Source organism: Streptomyces sp. A0958, assembly GCF_004795035.1.
GTDB lineage: Bacteria > Actinomycetota > Actinomycetes > Streptomycetales > Streptomycetaceae > Streptomyces.
This window is the reverse complement of the sequence record NZ_SSBK01000019.1, coordinates 112,639-131,296: the sequence shown is the minus strand read 5'-3', so window position 1 is coordinate 131,296 and position 18,658 is coordinate 112,639. Positions and strand designations below refer to the sequence as shown.

The following is an 18,658-nucleotide window of genomic DNA, read 5'->3' as shown; positions in this document are numbered from 1 at the left end:
ACGCGAACACGCTCCCGGCCGGGATCAACTCCCGGCACGACTCCCACACGTCCTCGCCGACGCTCTCCCCAGCCCACTCACCCTGCATGAACACAAGACTGGCCCCACTCCACCCGGAGCGGGGCCAAAACCCAACATTTTCAGCAATCTTCTAGGACGCGTTGTGAAAGTCCCGCCTGACGGGCGAAGCCTGGCACGCACGCTCGCGGCGTTGGGGGCCGCCGCGACGGGCCGGGCCGCGCGGGGGGTGTGGTCGGCTGTTCACCCGGGGGCGATACGCTGCCCGCGACCGACAGACGAAGCAGGGCCCGGCGCGGCCCTGTCCTCGCACGACCGCAATCCGCACGCCGCCGACGGCCGACGCCGTCGGCCGTCGCACGAGCACCCCGGGATGGCCGAAGCCCCATGAGCTGGTTCGAATCGTTCGTCCTCGGCCTTGTCCAGGGACTGACCGAGTTCCTGCCGATCTCCTCCAGCGCGCATCTGCGACTCACCGCGGCGTTCGCCGGCTGGCACGACCCCGGTGCGGCGTTCACCGCGATCACCCAGATCGGGACGGAGGCCGCGGTCCTGATCTACTTCCGCAAGGACATCGTCCGGATCGTCTCGGCGTGGTTCAGGTCGCTGACGAACCGTTCGATGCGCGGCGACCACGACGCCCAGATGGGCTGGCTCGTCATCGTCGGCTCCATCCCCATCGGTGTGCTCGGTGTGACGTTCAAGGACCAGATCGAGGGCCCGTTCCGCGATCTGCGGCTGATCGCCACCACGCTGATCGTGATGGGCATCGTCCTCGGCATCGCGGACCGGCTGGCCGCCCGGGACGAGACGGGCGGCAAGCACCGCGCCATCAGGGAGCGCAAGACCCTGAAGGAACTGGGCATCAAGGACGGCCTGATCTACGGCTTCTGCCAGGCGATGGCCCTGGTCCCGGGCGTCTCCCGGTCCGGCGCCACGATCAGCGGCGGTCTGCTGATGGGCTACACGCGTGAAGCGGCGGCACGTTACTCGTTCCTGCTCGCGGTTCCGGCGGTGCTCGCCTCGGGCGTGTTCGAGCTGAAGGACGCGGGCGAGGGCCATGTCTCGTGGGGTCCGACGATCTTCGCGACCTTCATCGCGTTCGGCGTGGGATACGCGGTCATCGCGTGGTTCATGAAGTTCATCACGACCAAGAGCTTCATGCCGTTCGTCGTCTACCGGATCGTCCTGGGCGTGCTGCTCTTCGCCCTGGTCGGCGCGGGGGCCCTGAGCCCGCACGCGGGCGAGTCGGCGGGCTGAGCGGGCTCGATTTCTGGGTGTTTCTCTAGTCTCCAACTAGTGATTTTTAGAGGCGTCGGGAGGAATTTCGAGCCCCCTGGAGCTGATCATCGCCCAGTCGTCTCCCACTCGCTGGGAATGAGCCTTCCGGTCCGACCGTCAGCCCAGCCCGCGAATGCAGAGCGCCGGGCAAGGCCGCCACCTGGAGGGGTGAAACGCGGCCTTGCCCCGGCCAACTTGCACAACGAACGAGCACCGTCGTAGCCACTACGGACGACCACTCGTTCCTCACGGACGTAGACGCCGAGTGGCCCTACCCCACCGAGACGGCCGACACCCGGCCGCAGCGCGCGACCGATGACCTCGCCGAGCGTCTCGGGGTCGCTCCAGATGCGATGCTGCAGCACGCGACCGTTGAGTGCATGGAGCCTGGGGGCAGGTCGGCGATGCTGGTGCTGTCCTGGCGGAGAGGCCGACGTCGGGCTCACGCCAGCTTCGCCGCCGAACTCGGCGTCACGAGGTTGGGCGAGGAGCATGCCCCACGCCCTTGGCTTGCTCGTCGACGCCGTGGCGTACCGCGTGATACGTACTCGTCCGGATCTGCATGGTGCCCCCGTGGAAACTGCCGATCTGATCTTGCCGTTGGACCGCTGGACTATCCGCCTGTGACGTGACTGCACTGGGCCACCTGACCCGCAGGTCAGTGACTAGGTGTCGAGCCTTACTCACCGTGTGCCAAAAATCCAGAGGTCCAACGTTGAAATATGTGCGCGCGGCAACAGTCTTCACGCTTGGTCAATCGATCGCTGGTCGGCTGCCTGCTTCTGTGGCCACTCGGCGCCGGGCTTGTCCCACGACGGGCGGGTGAACCAGTCGTAGTGGTTGCCGAAGTGCCCAGGGTTCAGGACGCAGCGGCCGGCCGCAGTCGGGTTCTGGTCTCCGCACTGGCCCGGGACACTAATCTCGGTCTCGTCCGTCAAGACGCCTCCTCGTGCAACGGATTTCCAGGGGCCGGCTCGACCCGGAGAAAGCCGGTGGTGATGCTCCGGTAGCCGCGGTGATCCGAGTTCCGGCCGGTGTGGCGCAGCGCCCAGTCCTCGGGCGGTGTCCGCTCTTCGGTGGCCTCTGAGGATTCGCCGCACGTCGTGCACTCCACCTCGTACAGGGGACCGGATGCCCCCGGTGTGCGGTCGGGGCTGATCGTCCAGTCCGCGAACCGAATCACTGTGCGCACGCTCATCGGCTTGCGTCCCTCTCACGTCCGGTGCAGGCTGCGACGTCGCGGCAGGCCCGGGGGAACCAGCTGTATGCGGCCCCTCTGACTGGTCTGGCCCGCTGTTCGCCGAGGTCGATGTCTTCGCCGATCTGGAGCCGGCTCTCGCACCAGATGCAGTGCCAGCCGCGCTGCTGCTGCTCGGTCAGGGTACTGACTGGTGGTAGTGCCCTGGTCGTCATGGCAGTCGCCTCCCCTGGTGGGTCTGGCATGCTACGACCGGCCATGCCCTGATGTCGTCGTCCAGTGAGACCGTGCCGACGCAGCTGAAGGGCCCGTTCACGGCTCCGCAGAACCAGCACGCCTCACCATGTAATCGGACGAAGCTCGGCTGGTCGACGACGCTGGCCGGTGCGGGGGTTGATGCGCTCATACCCTGTCCCATCTGCGCGGTTCCTGCTGACAAGGCAGATCATGAACCGCGACAAGAGGGGCAAGTACCCCAGTGAGGGGTAGCAGGGGTAGCTAGTCAGCGTGGCACCACTCGGCGAAGCTCGTCAGCGTCTCCGCGTCGGCCCGCTTGAGGCGGCGGAGCGTGGCCGCGTCCTCCCGGACCCATGGGTGCTCGCGGGTGTGCTGTGGAGCGATCCGGCGGGCGACCTTCAGAGATTCGAACGAGTCGTCCATGAGGCCACCCCACAGCTGCGCGCGGGCGAGCTCGACGTAGAAGCCGCTTCGCCGCTCGGCGGGCAGGTCGGTCGGCGGCTTCCACTCGCGGGCCACGTCGAACGCGCGCTGGATATGATCGTCGCCCAGGCTCACGGCAACGCTGACGTCGTGGATACGGACACTGTCCGGGCCGAACGCTGTGCCCTGGTAGACGCCCTCCGGCACGCGGTCGCCCATGGCCCTTGCCTCGGCGAGGTGCGCCTCGGCGGCGTCCCCTCGCCCGGCGCGGCTGGCAATGACGGCGGCCCGCATGTGCAGGGCGCCGCGGGCAGCAACGGCCGGTGCTCCCACGGATGGCGGGCACGCGTCGATGGCCTGCTCGATGGCACGAAGGCCGGCATTGTGGGCGCGGGCGGCGAAGAAGACCTCGGTGCGGACGTAGCCGACCGTGGCGGCGAGCAGCGGGTCGTCTGCGTCGGGGACGGTCCACCGCATCAGTTCGATGAGGCGGGCGGACAGGTCGCGAGCCCCGTACTTGTAGGCGACCGCGTCGGCGGACCTGTATGCGGCGACCAGAAGGTGGGCCGCCTCGCGGGTGCCGGCGGGTGGCGCCGCCTCTGCGGCTCGGGAGAGTTCGCCCAGCAGGCCGGGGATCGCCCGCGCGATCTGGAGGTACTGGGCGGACAGGCGCCATGCCGTGGTCTGCGCGACCGCGGCGCGCAGTTCCGGCAGGGGGCGGACGGGGCCGTCTTCGGGCATGTCGTAGGTGGCCAGCACCGCCGACATGGCAGGCAGGGCGTCCCGGATGCGGGTGGAGACGTGCTCGCGGTTGGCGACCAGGCGGGACGGGTCGACGCCGAGCGCGCCCGCGATGGCATCAAGGGTGCTGTCGGTGACGCCGCGCTCCCCGCGTTCGATCTTGCGGATGGTGCCGAGGGCGACACCGGCCGCGTAGGCGAGTTGCTGCTGGGTCATGTGCGGGCGGGCGACGCTGCGGTAGTAGGCGATGCGTCTGCCTACCGGGCCGGGTGAAGTGGCTGGCACACCCCGAATCTACCCGCCGTTCCGGACAAGTTCGGCCAGTTCAGTCAGGGAGTCGATCGACCAGTCCGCTGCGGCCCGCACCTCGGGATCGTTGGCCCACCAGTACCCCCACGGGCCGCGGCGCAGATGCGCGGTCCGGAGCCCTGCCGCCTTCGCGGGGAAGATGTCGTTGGCGGGGTGATCGCCGACGTACAGCGTTGACTCCGGGCTGGCGCCGGAAACGTCAAGGACGCGGGCGAAGAACTCAGGAGCCGGCTTCGCGACGCCCCACTCGGCGGACATGACCACCAAGTCGGCGGGCAGTTTGAGGGCGCGCAGGAGTTCGCCGGCCCGGGCGGTCTGGTTGCCGGCCACGATCACGCGAACATCCTGCTCGCGCAGCGCGGCCAGGGCGGGACGGACATCGGGGTACAGGTCCTGCTCCCCGAGGGCCTCCCCCCAGCCGGCTGCTTCCCGGGCGGCGTACTCGGCGGCGAGGTCGATGTCGGGCCGGAGGAGCTTCACCGCGTCTGCGTTGTCCCGGCCCTGAACGACGACCGCGCCGACGAGGGCGCTGAGCGTGTGCCGGGGTACGTCGAGCCAGTCCGCCCAGGAGGCCCAGTAGCGGTCGTCGCGAACTAGGGTCTCGCCGACGTCGAAGACGATGGTCTCAATCACAGGCCGACCCTACGCGGGGGTATTGTCGGCGCCGCGTCGTAGCCTGATCCCATGCCCACTCCTCCCGCACCTGGTGCTGCTGCGCGGTCGCTGCCCGAGGTGAACGCGGACATCAGGGCGCTGTGGGCGCGTGGTGGTCGGCTGACCCCAGAGGGACAGCGGGAGTACGAGCGCCTGCTTGCCGAGTGGGCGGCGGTCATGCAGCGCGAAGTTACCGAGGCGGCGTGATTGCAGATAGGCACCCCCTGGCCCGTCTGTACCCGTAGGTAGCGGGCTGAAAAGGCATGCCGCTCCATGGCCCGCCTCTACATCGTTCCCCGGTGGGGAGAAACCGCCGTCGGCGACATCAAGCCCTCCGCCTACCGCGGGTGGAAGAAAGATCTCCTGGCCCGGCCCAACGTCGGCGCCGAGTACGGCGGGAGATCCTGGGCCTGTTCGCGATGATGATGGACGACGCCGTCGAGGACGAGCTCCGCAAAGCGTCTCCCGTCTCCCACAAGCGACGCCGCGGCAAGTACGTCAAGAAGGTCAAGGAGAAGAAGCGCTACATGGACATCGCCGATGTCCACCAGCTGGCGTCAAACGCGTTGACCTACTGGGGGTTCCCCGGCTACGTGTTCGTCCTCACCGGCCTGCACGGGCATGCGTCCGGCCGAGCTGTACGCGCTGCGGCGTGAGTACGCCCACCCTGCCTGGCCCGCTTCGGACCCGGACGAAGAGCAGCGCGAGGAAGCCCTCGAACGTTACGCGGGCGAGAAGCCGATGCCGGCCGTGCGGGTTCAGCACCAGCATCACCGGATGGGTGAAGCTACGGGTAGCTGCGGCAGAGAAGGCTCGACTATCCGCTGGTTCGTGAAGTTCATCACGACCAAGAGCTTCATGCCGTTCGTCGTCTACCGGATCGTCCTGGGCGTGCTGCTCTTCGCCCTGGTCGGCGCGGGGGCCCTGAGCCCGCACGCGGGCGAGTCCGCCGGATGACTCACGTTCCCGCCCGCCGCGGTGACAAGCTCCGCGGTCTCCTCGATCGTCTCGGCCCGTTTTACTCCGAGCGTCGTTCCCGAGTCGTGCGGCCGGTGACGTACACCGTCGCACCCGCTGCGCCGAGCTGGACCGCGATGCCGCGCCCGGCTGCCCGCGTCGCACCCGCCACCAGCGCGCTCTTCCCGCGGAGGACCGGTGCCGACGTGTCCGGCATGCATACCCTTGAGTTCCTCGTCCGTCCGCACGGTCTGGCCCACGTCTGACATCGACGCCGACCGTTGACACCATGCTCGACTCACAACCCGACACCTTGTGTCGTATTTTTCACCGCCCCGCGGAAGCGGCCTCCTCCGGGTCATCCAGGACCTTGGGGCGGGGTGGAAGCAGCGGATCGGAACGGCCTCCGCCGGCCCGCGCCCGTCGGGGGCGGGCCGGCGGAGGCGGGCCGCGCGGGTGTCAGTCGGTCTCGGCGAACGGCGGAAGGTCGGGCTCGACGAACAGGCCCTGGTAGCGGGGTGCCGGTACGGCCTCCGCACCGCCCTGGGCGTCGGCCGCCGCGCTGTCGTCCGAGCGCCGCTGAACCTGGCGCGGCGGGGTTTCAGCCATCGAGTCTCCTGTTGCATCGCAGTCGGTGTGGGAGCCCCCGGGCCGCCGGTCCGGGGACCGTGGCGGCGGCGGGGGCGTGGCGCCGTCCCGGTCCCACGGACGCGCCGGGGCACCGGTTTTGACGGGGCCCGCAGAGACTATCCGTTGCCCCCGGCCTGGCCGCGGGCGCCGTCGCCGGTACGCCGCCGCATTCGCCTCCCCGGCGGATCAGTAGGTGGCGGCCGCCCACACCAGCGCGCCCGCCACGGCAAGCGCGTAACCGCCCACTGCGGCACGCACCATGCGCAGGCGGACGCGCGGGCTCCAGGAGGTGAGGGCCAGGGCGCGGGCCAGGACGGGGAGCACCAGCACGGCGTGCAGGCTCACCCCGTGCAGGGGTTTGAGCGGCGCCGTGGAGGCGTAACCGGCCAACTGGTGCCCCGTGCGCGTCAGATACACGCCCCGCGCGATCATGGCGGCCCCCGAGAGCAGCCCGACTCCGAGGATCGCGCAGCCGGCCCGCAGGGCGAGGGCCATGCCGGGCGGCCCGTCCGGCCGGCGGGCGAACACGGCGGCCGTGAGCGTGGACAGGACGCCGACCAGCACCGCCCCGCCGACGGCCAGCGTCATGGACACCGCCGTGTCGAAGGGGGTCTCCATGTTGAAGTGCGACGGCACCCCGCGCCAGGCCTGCACGGTGATTCCGGCGACCTCCAGCACGCAGTCGGCCGCGAACACACCCAGCAGCACGGCCCGCAGGCGGGCGCCCATGCGCACGTAGGAGGAGATCCAGGCGACCGCGAGGAGCGTCAGGCCGAACGAGACGCCGAAGGTGATCGGCTTGCGCCAGGAGACCGGCCCCTCCCACGGCCCTCCGTCGACGGCGAGGACGACCAGGTGGAGTAGGCCCGAGGCGATGAGCAGCGCCCCGGTGACGTGACAGAGGCGTTCGATCCGGGGCGTGCCGTCACGTCGGGCGCGGGGGCGGTCGGCGGCCACGTCGGGCGGGGAGGGCGCTGGTGCGGTCCGGTTGTCCATGGTGCGGAGCATCTCCCGGGGACCGCCCGCCCGTCGTCGTACGCCGGAAGGCGGCGGGGGTACGCCCCGTGGAGTACCCCCGCCCCGGGCGGACCGCCGGTTGTCAGAGGTCCGTCTCGTCCGGGCCCTCGGCGCCGAACTGCTCGGCGCGCAGGGCCAGGTCCTGAAGCACGTCCGCCGACGTCACATCCATCTGCCCCGCGTCATGCACCTGCGCCAGCATCGCGAACGCCAGCGTGAACGCGCCGACGAGCTGCTCCACCGCGCCGCCGACCTCTCGGCCGACCAGGACCACCACGTCCTCGACCGTGGCGTCCTCAGGGATGGCGATCCGCGGCATCGTCTCGTTGAGGAGGGCGGTCACCACGGTCGAATCGGTGTCGGGGGCGTCGCTTTCGGGGTTCTCCTCCAAGAGCCGGCGCATCTCGCCCGCTTCGGTGAGGATGCCGACCACACGCTTCACGACTTCGCTCTGCTCCATCCCGCGAGCATAGGTGCAGGCGGGCCCGGACGGCCGCTCCCGCCTCGGCATCCGGCCAAGGTCGGCCGTAACGTACGCAACAGGTCCGGACTGGGAGAGGAATCCATGAGCGGCACCGAGCTTCCCGTGATCGCGGCGGTCGACGGTTCCTCGCACAGCATGGACGCACTGGACTGGGCGGCCCGCGAGGCGGTCGTACGGGGTCTGCCGCTGCTCGTCGTGCACGTCCGGCAACTCGCCCGGCGCGCCGGGCAGGAGGCGCAGGAGCGGGAGGCGCAGGAGGGGGAGGCGCGGGAACTGCTGGCGGCGGCCGTGCACCGGGTGGTGAAGACCGCTCCCGGGCTGCGGCCCTCGACGCTCGCACCGCTCGACTTCCCGTCGGCCGCGCTGGTCTCGCTGAGCCGGGAAGCCTCGCTGGTGGTGCTCGGTTCGCGCGGGCTCGGCGGGTTCCGCTCCCTGATGCTGGGGTCCAACAGCCTGGCGACGGCCTCGATGGCCAAGTGCCCGGTGGTGATCGTGCACGGCGGCCGGGCCGACGAGGACCCGCGACAGGCGTCCGGCGAGGTGTTCCCGGACATCGTCGCCGGGGTGGCCGCCGACGAGAGCAGTGAAGACGTGCTGGGCTTCGCGTTCGAGACGGCGGCCGCCCATCCGGGTGCCCGGCTGCGGATCGTGCACGGCTGGACGATGTTCTCGTCGATGCTGTCCGGCGGTCCCGTCTTCGACCGGGACGCGGCGGCGGACGCGGCCGAGCGCTCGCTCGCCGAGCTGACCGCCGGCTGGCGAGCGGCCTACCCGCAGGTCGAGGTCATGAAGGAACCCGTCAACGGCTCCGCGACACGCACCCTGGTCACCGCGTCCGCGACCGCCGCGCTGACCGTCGTCGGGCGGCGGCGGGGCGGCGAGTCCCTGGGGCTCGGGCTTTCGCCGGTGGCTCACACGACGCTCACGCACGCCATGGGCCCGGTCGCCGTGGTCCCCTGCTGACGCCGGGCGGCCCGGTCCGCTTCCGCTGCCCCACACTGGGGAAGGAGAGCGGGATCGGACGGGGCTGACCTGCCGGAGGGTGGGGCGAGGAGGCGCGGCATGGGGTCGTCGTTGGCCGGGTGGCGCGAGCGGGGCGCACGGATGCTCGACCGGGCCCCGGGGCGTGCGGCGGCCGCGCTGGTGGCCGGTGCGCTGCCGGCGCTCGCCTTTCCGGCGCCTTCGCTGTGGTGGTTCGCCTACGTCTGCCTGGTGCCCCTGCTGCTGCTGATCCGGTCCGCCGGTACGGGGCGCAGGGCGGTGCTGGACGGGTGGCTGGGCGGAACCGGTTACATGATCGCCGTGCACCACTGGCTGATGCCGAGCCTGCACGTGTTCATCGTGATCCTCGCGGCCCTGCTCGGTCTGCTGTGGGCGCCGTGGGGGCTGCTGGTGCGCCGGCTGCTGCGGGGGCCGATGACCGGGGGTTCGGTGGCCGCCGCGGTGGTCGTGGTCCCGTGCGGCTGGCTGATGATCGAGCTGGTCCGTTCCTGGGAGGCGCTGGGCGGCCCCTGGGGTCTGCTCGGGGCGAGCCAGTGGCAGGTGGCGCCCGCGCTCCGGCTGGTCTCGGTGGGCGGGGTGTGGCTGGTGAGCCTGCTGGTGGTGGCGGTGAACACCGCGCTCACCGTGCTGCTGGTGAACTCCGCCGCCCGCGCCGCGGCCGTCGTCTCCCTCGTGGTGGGCGCCCTGGCCGTCGGTGCGGCGTGGATGTGGGCGCCGCAGCCGGAACGGTCGGGGACGGCCCGGGTCGCCGTCGTGCAGCCCGGTGTCGTGGAGGGTCCGGGCAGTGTGCAGCGGCGGTTGGCACGGAGCGAGGAGCTGACGCGCTCGCTGGCGGGGCGGGACCTGGACCTGGTGGTGTGGGGTGAGAGCAGCCTCGGTGTCGACCCGGTCCGGCGGCCCGACATCGCGGCCCGGCTGGCCGCGCTGTCGCGTGCGGTGGGCGCGGACGTGCTGGTCAACGTGGACGCCCGGCAGACCGATGGGGCGGGGCGGACCGGGATCTTCAAGAGCGCGGTCCTGGTGGGTCCGCAGGGGCTGACCGGGGACCGCTACGACAAGATGCGGCTGGTGCCTTTCGGTGAGTACGTCCCGGCCCGTTCGGCCCTCGGCTGGGCGACCTCGATGGGCCGGGCGGCGGGCGAGGACCGGCTGCGCGGCACGAGTCCGGTCACGATGAGGCTGCCCGGCGCGGACGGCCTGCGGATCGGCCCGCTGGTCTGCTTCGAGTCCGCGTTCCCCGACATGAGCCGCAGGCTGACCCGGGACGGCGTCCAGCTCCTGGTCGCCCAGTCGTCCACGTCGTCGTTCCAGCACGGCTGGGCCCCCGGCCAGCACGCCTCGCTCGGCGCGCTGCGGGCGGCGGAGAGCGGCCGCCCGATGGTGCACGCCACCCTCACGGGCGTGAGCGCGGTGTACGGCCCGCAGGGCGAGGCCGTCGGCACCCGGCTCGGCACGGACACCAGCGGCGCCGCCGTGTTCGGGGTGCCGCTGGCCCGGGGCACGACCCTGTACGTACGCCTGGGCGACTGGCCGCTGTACGGGGCGCTGGGCGTGCTGGCCGCGTACTGCGCCTTCGAGGGCGTGCGGGCGCTGCGTGGCCGGGGGCGTACGCGGCCGGTGGGGGTGGCCGCTTCCGCCGGGTCCTGAAGTGGCCAAGGGCTTGCCGGGAACCAAGGTGCTGCTTCCCGGCAAGCCCTCAGGCGACGTCCAGGTCGCGCAGGACGCGCTCGCACAGTTCGTGGGTCTCCAGGGCGTCCCTGGCGCTCAGCGGCCTGCCCTCGCGCACCGCGTCCAGGAACGACAGCACGCTCTGCTCGATGCCGCGCTGGCGGGCCACCGGCACCCAGTCGCCGCGCCGCCGCAGGCTCGGCTGCCCCTTGTGGTCGATGATCTCCGCGAGGTTGAGGACTTCGCGCTTGGCATCCTGGCCGGAGACCTCCAGCCGCTCCTCGGTCGAGCCGCTGAGCCGGTTCATCGCCCCGATCGCGGTGAAGCCGTCACCGGACAGCTGGAGCACGACGTGGTGCAGCAGACCGTCGACGAGCCTGCCGCTCACCACGGTGCGCTCGACCGGTCCGGGCACCAGGAAGCGCAGGGTGTCCACGACGTGGATGAAGTCGTCCAGCACCATCGCCCGCGGCTCCTCGGGGAGCCCGACCCGGTTCTTCTGCATGAGGATCAGCTCGCGCGGGTGCTCCGCGCACTGGGCGTACCCCGGTGCCAGCCGCCGGTTGAAGCCGACCGCGAGGCCGACGCCGCGCGCCTCGGCGAGCTCCACCAGGCGCGTGGACTCCTCCAGCGTGTAGGCGAGCGGCTTGTCCACGTAGGTCGGGACGCCCGCTTCGAGCAGCCGGCCGGCGATCTCGGGGTGCACGGCGGTCGGCGCGTGCACGAAGGCGGCGTCCAGCCCCTGGGCGAGCAGCGAGTCGAGGTCCCGGTGGCATTGGTCGGCGGGGACGCGGTGGGCGGCGGCGACCGAGGCCAGGGTGGCGGGGGTGCGGGTCTGCAGGTGCAGTTCGACCTCCGGCAGGGTGCCGAGTACCGGCAGGTACGCCTTCTGCGCGATGTCGCCGAGCCCGATGCAGCCGACCTTCACAGGGTCTTCCTCTCGCTGGTCGGCGCCGTACGTCGCGGCCTCGTCGGTGGGGCCGCTGTGGTGCCCGTCGGCGCGTCGTCCGGCAGCATACGCGGGCGCGCGATCACTCGTGCGGGCCAATCCCGGCGTTCCCGCCCACTCGGGGGCGGGTCCGCGCCCAGAGTTGATCAGGTGCAGCGAACCAGAACCACCGTGAAGCTCCTGGCCGGGCTGGCGGTCGCGGCCCTGTCGGGGTGTGTGTCCGTCCAGCCGCAGCCGACCGCACCGCCGCGTCCGGAGACCAGCCGGCCGGCCCGCGACCTCTCCCCGCAGATCGCCCGGCCCCCGGTCCACGACACCCTGGAGGCGGTGCCGAAGGCGAAACCCTCCGCCGCCTCGCCCTCCGTCTCCCACCGCCCGGCGGTTCCGCCCCCGGCCGCGCGGCCCGGCGAGCCCCGCCCTCCGCGGCAGCAGGCCGATCCCGTACCGGCCCAGCCGCGCCGGGCCGTTCCCGCCGTGCCGGCTCCCGCTCTGCCCACGCCCGTCACCGGGTCCGGGGTGTGCGCCCTGGGGCGGGGGTACGGGCACTGGCCGGCGGGCAGCCCCCAGTCCCGGATCTGCGACCGCGCGTACGGCCGGTGACGGGAAGGAGGCCGGGAGGCAAGGAGATCGGGAGGGAGGTGACGGTCCGGGCGGGTGCTTGTCACCACTCCCGCAGCCGTCGCTCCAGCCGGCCGATGGCCGCCCGGACGCCTCCCCCGTATCCGTCGTCCGTGCCGTCGTCGGCCAGCACGTCCGAGGCCGCCCGGGCCCGGTCCAGATGGAGCCGGGCGGCCGCCGGGCGACGCAGCTTCATGTAGTCCGCCGCGAGGTTGAGGTGCAGCGACGGATAGAAGGCCCGCACGGCGAGCGTGTCCCGGTGTCCGGGCACGCGCTCGTCGGTCAGGGCGCGGGCGGCGGTCAGCGCCCGCAGGTCCCAGGCCAGCTCGTCGGCCGGGTCGTCCTGCGTATCGGCCATGTAGTGCGCCAGCGTGCAGCGGTGCAGCGCGTCGCCGTCGTCGCCGATCTCCGACCAGAGCGCACCGAAGCGGTTGCGGGCCTCTTCCCGGTCGCCTCCGTGCAGCAGCATGACCGCCTGGCCGATCCTGGTCATGAAGACGTCCTCCGACATCTCCCGCTGCTCCGTCACCACGGCCTCCTTCTCACCCCTGCGCCCGCACCCGGCCGGTTCCGGCCGGTCATCCGGTTTCCGACGCTAGCCGCCGGGGCGGGCGATCATGGTGAGGCTCGGCTCTGGGCGGCTCAGCCCAGGTCGGGGATGCGCCAGTCGATGGGCTGGTGGCCCTGCCGGGCGACGGCCTCGTTTATCTGGGTGAACGGGCGGGAGCCGAAGAACTTCTTCGCCGACAGCGGCGAGGGGTGCGCTCCCTTCACCACCACGTGGCGCTCGGTGTCGATCAGCGGGAGCTTCTTCTGCGCGTAGTTGCCCCAGAGCACGAAGACCGCCGGGTCGGGGCGCGCCGCCACCGCCCGGATCACCGCGTCCGTGACCTTCTCCCAGCCCTTGCCCTTGTGCGAGTTGGCCTCGCCCCCGCGCACGGTCAGCACGGCGTTGAGCAGGAGGACCCCCTGCTCGGCCCACGGCATGAGATATCCGTTGTCCGGGACGGGCAGGCCGAGCTCCTCCTTCATCTCCTTGTAGATGTTGCGCAGCGAGGGCGGCGTCTTCACGCCCGGCCGCACGGAGAAGCACAGGCCGTGTCCCTGGCCCGCGCCGTGGTAGGGGTCCTGTCCGAGGACCAGGACCTTCACCTGGTCGTACGGGGTCGCCTCCAGCGCCGCGAACACCTGCTCCCGGGGCGGGTAGACCGGTCCCGCGGACCGCTCCTCCTCGACGAACTCGGTGAGCTCCTTGAAGTACGGCTTCTGCAGCTCTTCGCCGAGGACGCCGCGCCAGGACTCGGGCAGCAGGTCGGTGTCGGTCACGTGAACAACCTCCGGTAGGCAATCCGTTCTTGCTGCCAGAACCTACCGGGCACCACTGACAACGAGGTGCGTGAGCGGGCCGCAGCCCGCTCACGCGGTGCTGCTACCAGCTGGCCTTGCGGTACAGCTCCCACATCTGCATGACGGTCTGCGGGTCGAGCGCGCGCTCGCCGCCGCCGATGTCCTCGCCTGCCGCGACGTACAGCTTGCCCTGCCACAGCGGCAGCAGCCGCACGTCGTCCACCAGGATCTTCTGGGCCCGCTCGAACTCCCGGCCGACCGCGCCCCGGTCGCTCACCTTGCGGGACTGGGGCAGCAGCTGCTTGGTGATCTCGTCCTTCACGTAGGGCATGCCCGTGACGCTGTCCTTGCCGACGAACGGGGCGATGAAGTTGTCCGGGTCGGGGAAGTCCGGGAACCAGCCTCGGCCGAAGACCGGGTACTCGCCCTTGGTGAAGCCCTCCTGGAAGGTCTTCCAGGGCCTGCTCTTCAGCGTGACGCGGAACAGCCCGGAGGCCTCCAGCTGGCGCTTGAGCTCGTCGAACTCGGGGGCCGTGGACGAACCGTAGCGGTCGGTCGTGTACCAGAAGGTCATCGCGACGGGCGTGGTGATGTCCGCGTCGGCGAGGATCTGGCGGGCCTTGGCCTTACTGGGGTTGCCGAAGATGTCGAAGAAGCTGGTGGTGTGACCGGCGATGCCCTTGGGGACCATCGAGTACAGCGGTTCGGCGGTGCCCTGGTAGACCTTGGCGACCAGCGCGTCGCGGTCCACCAGCTGGGCTATCGCCCGCCTCACGGCCGGTTTCCCGGCGGCCGGGTCGTCCGGGTTGAAGACGAGGAAGCGGATGTCGGCGCCGACGGACTCCACGATCTGGAGATCGCTGCCCTTGTCCTCGTTGTCCTCGATGCTGACGACGTCCTCGGCGGACAGACCGCGGTAGGTGGCGTCGATCTCGTTCTTCCGGAGCGCCGCCACCATGGCGCCGGAGTCCTTGAAGTACCGGATGGTCACGGCGTCGTTCTTGCGGTCGGCGAACCCCTTGTAGTCGGGGTTCTTCACCAGCTCGGAACGGTCGCCCTGCTTGTAGGAGTCCAGCAGGTAGGGGCCGGAGCCGGTGACCTTGCCGTCCGTGCGGATCTTGTGCTTGGAGTAGGCGCTCGGCGCCACCAGCGACATGGCCGGGGTGGCCAGGACGAACGGGAACGTGGCGTCGGGCTTCTTCAGGTTGAAGATGACGACGTCGTCGCCCTTGGTCTCCACCCGGTCGAGCGAGCCCAGCATGCCGACCGGTCCGCCCTTGACGCCGATCTCCGAGATCCGGTCGATGGAGTACTTCACGGCCTCGGCGTCGAGCTTGTCCCCGTTGGAGAACTTCAGTCCCGCGCGCAGCTTGCAGCGGTAGGCGGTGCTGGTGCGGTCGGTGAACATGCACTCCTCCGCCGCGTCCGGTTCGGGCTTCGTACTGCCGGTGGGGAAGCTGACCAGGGTCTGGAACACATTGCGCATCAGCTCCCAGGAGCCGTCCCATGCCGCCGCCGGATCGAGGGTCGAGGGCTCACTCGTCGTCCCGACGGCGAGCTTCTGATCCACGTCCGAGCCACCGCCGGGCAGCAGCCCGCAGCCGGCCAGCAAGGACAGGGACGCAAGGGCTGCAGCGGCCTGCAGACTGGCCCGGTAGAACACGTGCACGCTCCTCGATCAGCCATGGGTCGGCAGACGATACCGCAGCGCCCCACCGGGTCAATCCGCAGGCCCGGTGGGGCACTTGAGGCAATCGGGGCCATATCGGCCCAGGCCGATCTCAGCCCACTCCGGCATTCAGGAAAATGCCGCCGTCGACCACCAGGGTCTGCCCCGTGATCCAGTCGGACTGGCTGGAGGTGAGGAAGGCCGCGGCGCCGCCGATGTCCTCGGGCACCCCGAGCCGGCCGAGCGGGTAGGAGGCCGCCGCCTCCGCCTCGCGGCCCTCGTAGAGCGCCTGGGCGAACCGGGTCTTGACGACCGCGGGCGCGATCGAGTTGACCCGGACCACCGGCGCGAACTCGTGCGCCAGCTGGAGGGTCAGGTTGACCATGGCCGCCTTGCTCATCCCGTAGGCGCCGATGAACGGCGAGGCGGAGACGCCGGCGACCGAGGCGATGTTGACGATCGCCCCGCCGTTCTCCTTCTGCCAGGCCTTCCAGGTCCGCTGGGCGAAGCCGAGGGCCGAGATCACGTTGGTCTCGAAGACCTTGCGGGCGACGTTGAGGTCGAGCTCCGCCATCGGCCCGAAGACCGGGTTGGTGCCGGCGTTGTTGACCAGGAAGTCGACCCGGCCGAACGCCTCCATGGTGCGGGCGACGGCCGTCTCCTGGTGCGCCTCGTCGTGCGCCTTGCCGGCGACGCCGATGACCCGGTCCGCGCCGAGCGCCTCGACGGCCTCCTTCAGGGCGTCCTCGCCGCGCCCGGTGATGCACACTCGGTCGCCGCGCGCGACGAGGGCCTGAGCGATGCCGTAGCCGATGCCCCGGCTCGCGCCGGTGATCAGCGCGACCTTGCCGCTGTCCTGCACAGTCATGATGTCCGCAGCCCTTCGGGTCAGTTGAGCGGTCCGCCGGCGACGTACATGACCTGGCCGGAGACGAAGCCCGCGTCGTCGCCCGTGAAGAAGGCGATGGCGTTGGCGATGTCCTCGGGGAAGCCGACGCGCTGCACCGGGATCTGGGTGGCGGCGGCCGCCTGGAACTCCTCGAAGCCCATGCCGACCCGGGCGGCGGTCTGCGCGGTCATCTCGGTGACGATGAAACCGGGCGCGACGGCGTTGGCGGTGACGCCGAACTTGCCGAGCTCCTTGGCGAGGGTCTTGGTGAAGCCCTGGAGGCCCGCCTTGACCGCCGAGTAGTTGGCCTGGCCGCGGTTGCCGAGGGCCGAGGAGGAGGACAGCGACACGATCCGGCCGAACTTGGCGTCCACCATGTGCTTCTGGACGGCCTTGGCCATCAGGAACGCGCCCTTGAGGTGCACGTTCATCACGATGTCCCAGTCGGACTCGCTCATCTTGAAGAGCAGGTTGTCGCGGAGCACGCCCGCGTTGTTGACGAGGATGGTCGGGGCGCCCAGCTCGGCGGCGACCCGCGCGACGGCGGCTTCCACCTGCGCGCTGTCCGACACGTCACAGCCGACGGCCAGCGCCTTGCCCCCGGCGGCGGTGATCTTCTCGACGGTGTCCTCGCAGGCCGCCTCGTCGAGGTCGAGTACGGCGACGGCGCGGCCCTCGGCCGCCAGACGTACCGCGGTGGCGGCACCGATGCCCCGGGCCGCTCCCGTCACGATGGCTACGCGCTGCTCGCTGGTGGACATGCTTGGCTCTCCTCGCCCTTGGATCGCGGCTCAGCGGACGTCGGGGCGCTCCCGGTGAGAACCGCCCCGATAACTGAGCAACCGCTTAGTACCTTCAGCAGACGAGACGCTAGAAGCCCTGGCACCCGGTGTCAACGGCCCACGGGCGCAGCGGCGCATGTCACACTCCGCCGGGCCGCCGTCACGCCGTGCGCGGACGGCGGCCAGGGGGCCGGATCAGCGCACCAGCAGGTCGAGCAGCCGCTCCACCTCGGCCTCGGGGTCGGTGGTGAGGCCGCTGTGCACGGGTCCTGGCTGTACGACGGTCGAGCGCGGCGCGATCAGCCAGCGGAAGCGCCGCCCGGCGTCGTCACCGGCCGCCTGGCCCGCGTCCGTACCGCCGCGGCAGATGCCCTCCACGGCGTGCAGCGCGGCCCGGACCCCGGTCACGTCGGCGCCGGGGTCCAGCGCCCTCAGCTTCCCCTCGTCGAGCTCGGTGCGGGCGGCCACGAAGCCCTTCGCGCGGCAGTAGACCACCACCCCGGCGTTGAAGCACTCGCCGCGCTGGACGCGGGGCACCACGCGCAGCAGCGCGTACTCGAAGACATCGCGCTCGCTCATGCCCGGCCGCCCTGGTCGCTGTGCTCGTCGCTCTGCTGGTCGTGGCGCGGGGCCAGGCGTTCGGTGATCCAGCCCGGGGCCTGGGACGGCTTGTCGGCGGTGGGCGCGTCCAGGACGATCCGCTCGTGGATGGTGGCGGCCCGCGCGAGCAGCGCGTCCACGTAGGCCTGGCGCAGCTGGTCCGTCGAGTCGAAGCCCGGCTCGTCCACCAGCCACTCGTCGGGGACCTCGGCCGCGACCTCGGCGAGGAGTGCGGGGGTGACCAGCGGCGCCAGCTCGGCCGCGGCCGAGGCGATGTCGGGCCCGAAGGGGGCGAGCGCGTGGTCGGACGCGTTGTACGGCTTGGCGGCGGACGCCTGGGCGCCGGGCCAGTTGTGGTGCCAGATCATGGTGGCGCCGTGGTCGATGAGCCAGAGGTCGCCGTGCCAGACCAGCATGTTCGGATTGCGCCAGGACCGGTCGACGTTGTTGATCAGCGCGTCGAACCAGACGACCCGTCCGGCCTCGCGCGGGTCCACCTCGTAGGCGAGCGCGTCGAAGCCGAGCGAGCCGGGCAGGAAGTCCATCCCCAGGTTGAGGCCGCCGCTGGCCTTGAGCAGTTCCTGCACCTCCTGGTCGGGCTCGGCGAGCCCGATGACCGGGTCCAGCTGGATCCGCACGAGTTCGGGCACACGCAGCCCGAGCCGCCGCCCGAGCTGCCCGCAGATCACCTCCGCGACGAGGGTCTTGCGACCCTGTCCGGCTCCGGTGAATTTCATGACGTACGTACCGAGATCGTCGGCCTCGACGATCCCGGGGAGCGAGCCGCCTTCACGCAGGGGCGTGACATAGCGGGTCGCTACGACCTCTTCCAGCACTTTCCCGGGCCACCCATCTCTTCAGCCTTACAAACCACGGATCAATTCTCCGGAGCGGAGCGGCAGGAATCACGGGTCAACGGCGCTGGGGAGAATCCGGGGAGTTTCGGCCGGCGAGCCGGTCTCCCCGCTCCCCAAGCAGACCGTCGATGGTGCCGCGCCCCTTGCTGCCGGCTTCCGGCATGAAGTGAACATAGTAACCGAGGGTGATCGCCGGCGATGGGCGTCCGATCCGGCGAGCCAGGGTCACGACGGACTCTCCGGCCTCCGGCATGATCGAGGCGCAGGTGTGCCGAAGCACGTGGAACCCGTCCTTCGGGGCCGCCGCCCACTGCCAGGCTTTCGCCCC

Annotated in this window: 19 protein-coding genes and 2 pseudogenes; 6 read left to right on the top strand and 15 right to left on the bottom strand. The window is 71.1% G+C overall.

Annotation, left to right across the window (positions count from 1 at the left end):
• Positions 1-405: 405 nt before the first annotated feature.
• Positions 406-1,278, top strand: coding sequence for an undecaprenyl-diphosphate phosphatase (locus E6P78_RS20000; RefSeq protein WP_136204977.1), 873 nt, complete (start codon positions 406-408; stop codon positions 1,276-1,278).
• A gap of 955 nt (positions 1,279-2,233) precedes the next feature.
• Here the strand turns inward: E6P78_RS20000 and E6P78_RS19995 are convergent.
• From E6P78_RS19995 to E6P78_RS19980, 3 genes are all read right to left on the bottom strand, one after another.
• Positions 2,234-2,497: a hypothetical protein gene (locus E6P78_RS19995; RefSeq protein WP_206307852.1), complete on the bottom strand. Its 264-nt coding sequence runs from the start codon at positions 2,495-2,497 to the stop codon at positions 2,234-2,236.
• 498 nt (positions 2,498-2,995) lie between these two features.
• Positions 2,996-4,183, bottom strand: coding sequence for a helix-turn-helix transcriptional regulator (locus E6P78_RS19985; RefSeq protein ID WP_240799282.1), 1,188 nt, complete (start codon positions 4,181-4,183; stop codon positions 2,996-2,998).
• Between the two features lie 9 nt (positions 4,184-4,192).
• Complete coding sequence (locus E6P78_RS19980) at positions 4,193-4,840, bottom strand: HAD family hydrolase (protein WP_206307851.1); 648 nt, start codon at positions 4,838-4,840, stop codon at positions 4,193-4,195.
• 440 nt (positions 4,841-5,280) lie between these two features.
• Between E6P78_RS19980 and E6P78_RS19975 the strand changes: the two genes are divergently transcribed.
• Positions 5,281-5,517, top strand: coding sequence for a hypothetical protein (locus E6P78_RS19975; protein WP_136204975.1), 237 nt, complete (start codon positions 5,281-5,283; stop codon positions 5,515-5,517).
• A 157-nt stretch (positions 5,518-5,674) separates the two neighbouring features.
• Positions 5,675-5,818: pseudogene (locus E6P78_RS19970) on the top strand (undecaprenyl-diphosphatase); the annotation flags it as partial.
• An 8-nt stretch (positions 5,819-5,826) separates the two neighbouring features.
• Here the strand turns inward: E6P78_RS19970 and E6P78_RS33495 are convergent.
• The 4 genes and pseudogenes from E6P78_RS33495 to E6P78_RS19955 all read right to left on the bottom strand — a co-directional run.
• Positions 5,827-6,035, bottom strand: a pseudogene (locus E6P78_RS33495) (short-chain dehydrogenase); the annotation flags it as partial.
• 242 nt (positions 6,036-6,277) lie between these two features.
• Entirely contained in the window at positions 6,278-6,427 is a 150-nt protein-coding gene (locus tag E6P78_RS32835; RefSeq protein ID WP_168712656.1) for a hypothetical protein, read from the bottom strand.
• Positions 6,428-6,634: 207 nt separating this feature from the next.
• Complete coding sequence (locus E6P78_RS19960) at positions 6,635-7,444, bottom strand: hypothetical protein (RefSeq protein WP_240799281.1); 810 nt, start codon at positions 7,442-7,444, stop codon at positions 6,635-6,637.
• Between the two features lie 103 nt (positions 7,445-7,547).
• Positions 7,548-7,925, bottom strand: a complete 378-nt coding sequence (locus E6P78_RS19955; RefSeq protein WP_136204973.1) for a hypothetical protein — start codon at positions 7,923-7,925, stop codon at positions 7,548-7,550.
• 105 nt (positions 7,926-8,030) lie between these two features.
• Between E6P78_RS19955 and E6P78_RS19950 the strand changes: the two genes are divergently transcribed.
• A complete protein-coding gene (locus E6P78_RS19950) occupies positions 8,031-8,912 on the top strand; it encodes a universal stress protein (protein ID WP_136204972.1) in 882 nt (293 codons plus the stop codon).
• A gap of 99 nt (positions 8,913-9,011) precedes the next feature.
• On the top strand, positions 9,012-10,598 hold the full coding sequence (gene lnt, locus E6P78_RS19945; RefSeq protein WP_136204971.1) for an apolipoprotein N-acyltransferase: 1,587 nt from the start codon (positions 9,012-9,014) through the stop codon (positions 10,596-10,598).
• 49 nt (positions 10,599-10,647) lie between these two features.
• On the opposite strand, the gene E6P78_RS19940 is transcribed toward lnt, so the two are convergent.
• Positions 10,648-11,547 carry a Gfo/Idh/MocA family oxidoreductase gene (locus tag E6P78_RS19940; RefSeq protein ID WP_136204970.1) on the bottom strand — a complete coding sequence of 300 codons (900 nt, stop codon included), beginning with the start codon at positions 11,545-11,547 and terminating at the stop codon, positions 10,648-10,650.
• 171 nt (positions 11,548-11,718) lie between these two features.
• Here E6P78_RS19940 and E6P78_RS19935 point away from each other — a divergent pair, with 171 nt between their 5' ends.
• The gene (locus tag E6P78_RS19935; protein ID WP_240799280.1) at positions 11,719-12,168 is read left to right on the top strand and encodes a hypothetical protein; all 450 of its coding nucleotides are present in this window, start codon (positions 11,719-11,721) and stop codon (positions 12,166-12,168) included.
• Positions 12,169-12,229: 61 nt separating this feature from the next.
• On the opposite strand, the gene E6P78_RS19930 is transcribed toward E6P78_RS19935, so the two are convergent.
• From E6P78_RS19930 to E6P78_RS19900, 7 genes are all read right to left on the bottom strand, one after another.
• The gene (locus tag E6P78_RS19930) at positions 12,230-12,715 is read right to left on the bottom strand and encodes a hypothetical protein (RefSeq protein WP_136204969.1); all 486 of its coding nucleotides are present in this window, start codon (positions 12,713-12,715) and stop codon (positions 12,230-12,232) included.
• 113 nt (positions 12,716-12,828) lie between these two features.
• Positions 12,829-13,512 (bottom strand): uracil-DNA glycosylase, encoded by a 684-nt coding sequence (locus E6P78_RS19925; protein WP_136204968.1) that lies wholly within the window; start codon positions 13,510-13,512, stop codon positions 12,829-12,831.
• 103 nt (positions 13,513-13,615) lie between these two features.
• Positions 13,616-15,196 carry an ABC transporter substrate-binding protein gene (locus tag E6P78_RS19920; protein ID WP_136204990.1) on the bottom strand — a complete coding sequence of 527 codons (1,581 nt, stop codon included), beginning with the start codon at positions 15,194-15,196 and terminating at the stop codon, positions 13,616-13,618.
• A 118-nt stretch (positions 15,197-15,314) separates the two neighbouring features.
• Positions 15,315-16,070, bottom strand: coding sequence for an SDR family oxidoreductase (locus E6P78_RS19915; RefSeq protein ID WP_136204967.1), 756 nt, complete (start codon positions 16,068-16,070; stop codon positions 15,315-15,317).
• A gap of 20 nt (positions 16,071-16,090) precedes the next feature.
• On the bottom strand, positions 16,091-16,852 hold the full coding sequence (fabG, locus tag E6P78_RS19910; RefSeq protein WP_136204966.1) for a 3-oxoacyl-ACP reductase FabG: 762 nt from the start codon (positions 16,850-16,852) through the stop codon (positions 16,091-16,093).
• A gap of 216 nt (positions 16,853-17,068) precedes the next feature.
• The gene (locus E6P78_RS19905; protein ID WP_136204965.1) at positions 17,069-17,452 is read right to left on the bottom strand and encodes a DUF3037 domain-containing protein; all 384 of its coding nucleotides are present in this window, start codon (positions 17,450-17,452) and stop codon (positions 17,069-17,071) included.
• A complete protein-coding gene (locus tag E6P78_RS19900) occupies positions 17,449-18,309 on the bottom strand; it encodes a HipA family kinase (protein WP_206307850.1) in 861 nt (286 codons plus the stop codon). Before E6P78_RS19900 ends, E6P78_RS19905 begins: the two co-directional genes overlap by 4 nt.
• Positions 18,310-18,658 lie beyond the last annotated feature (349 nt).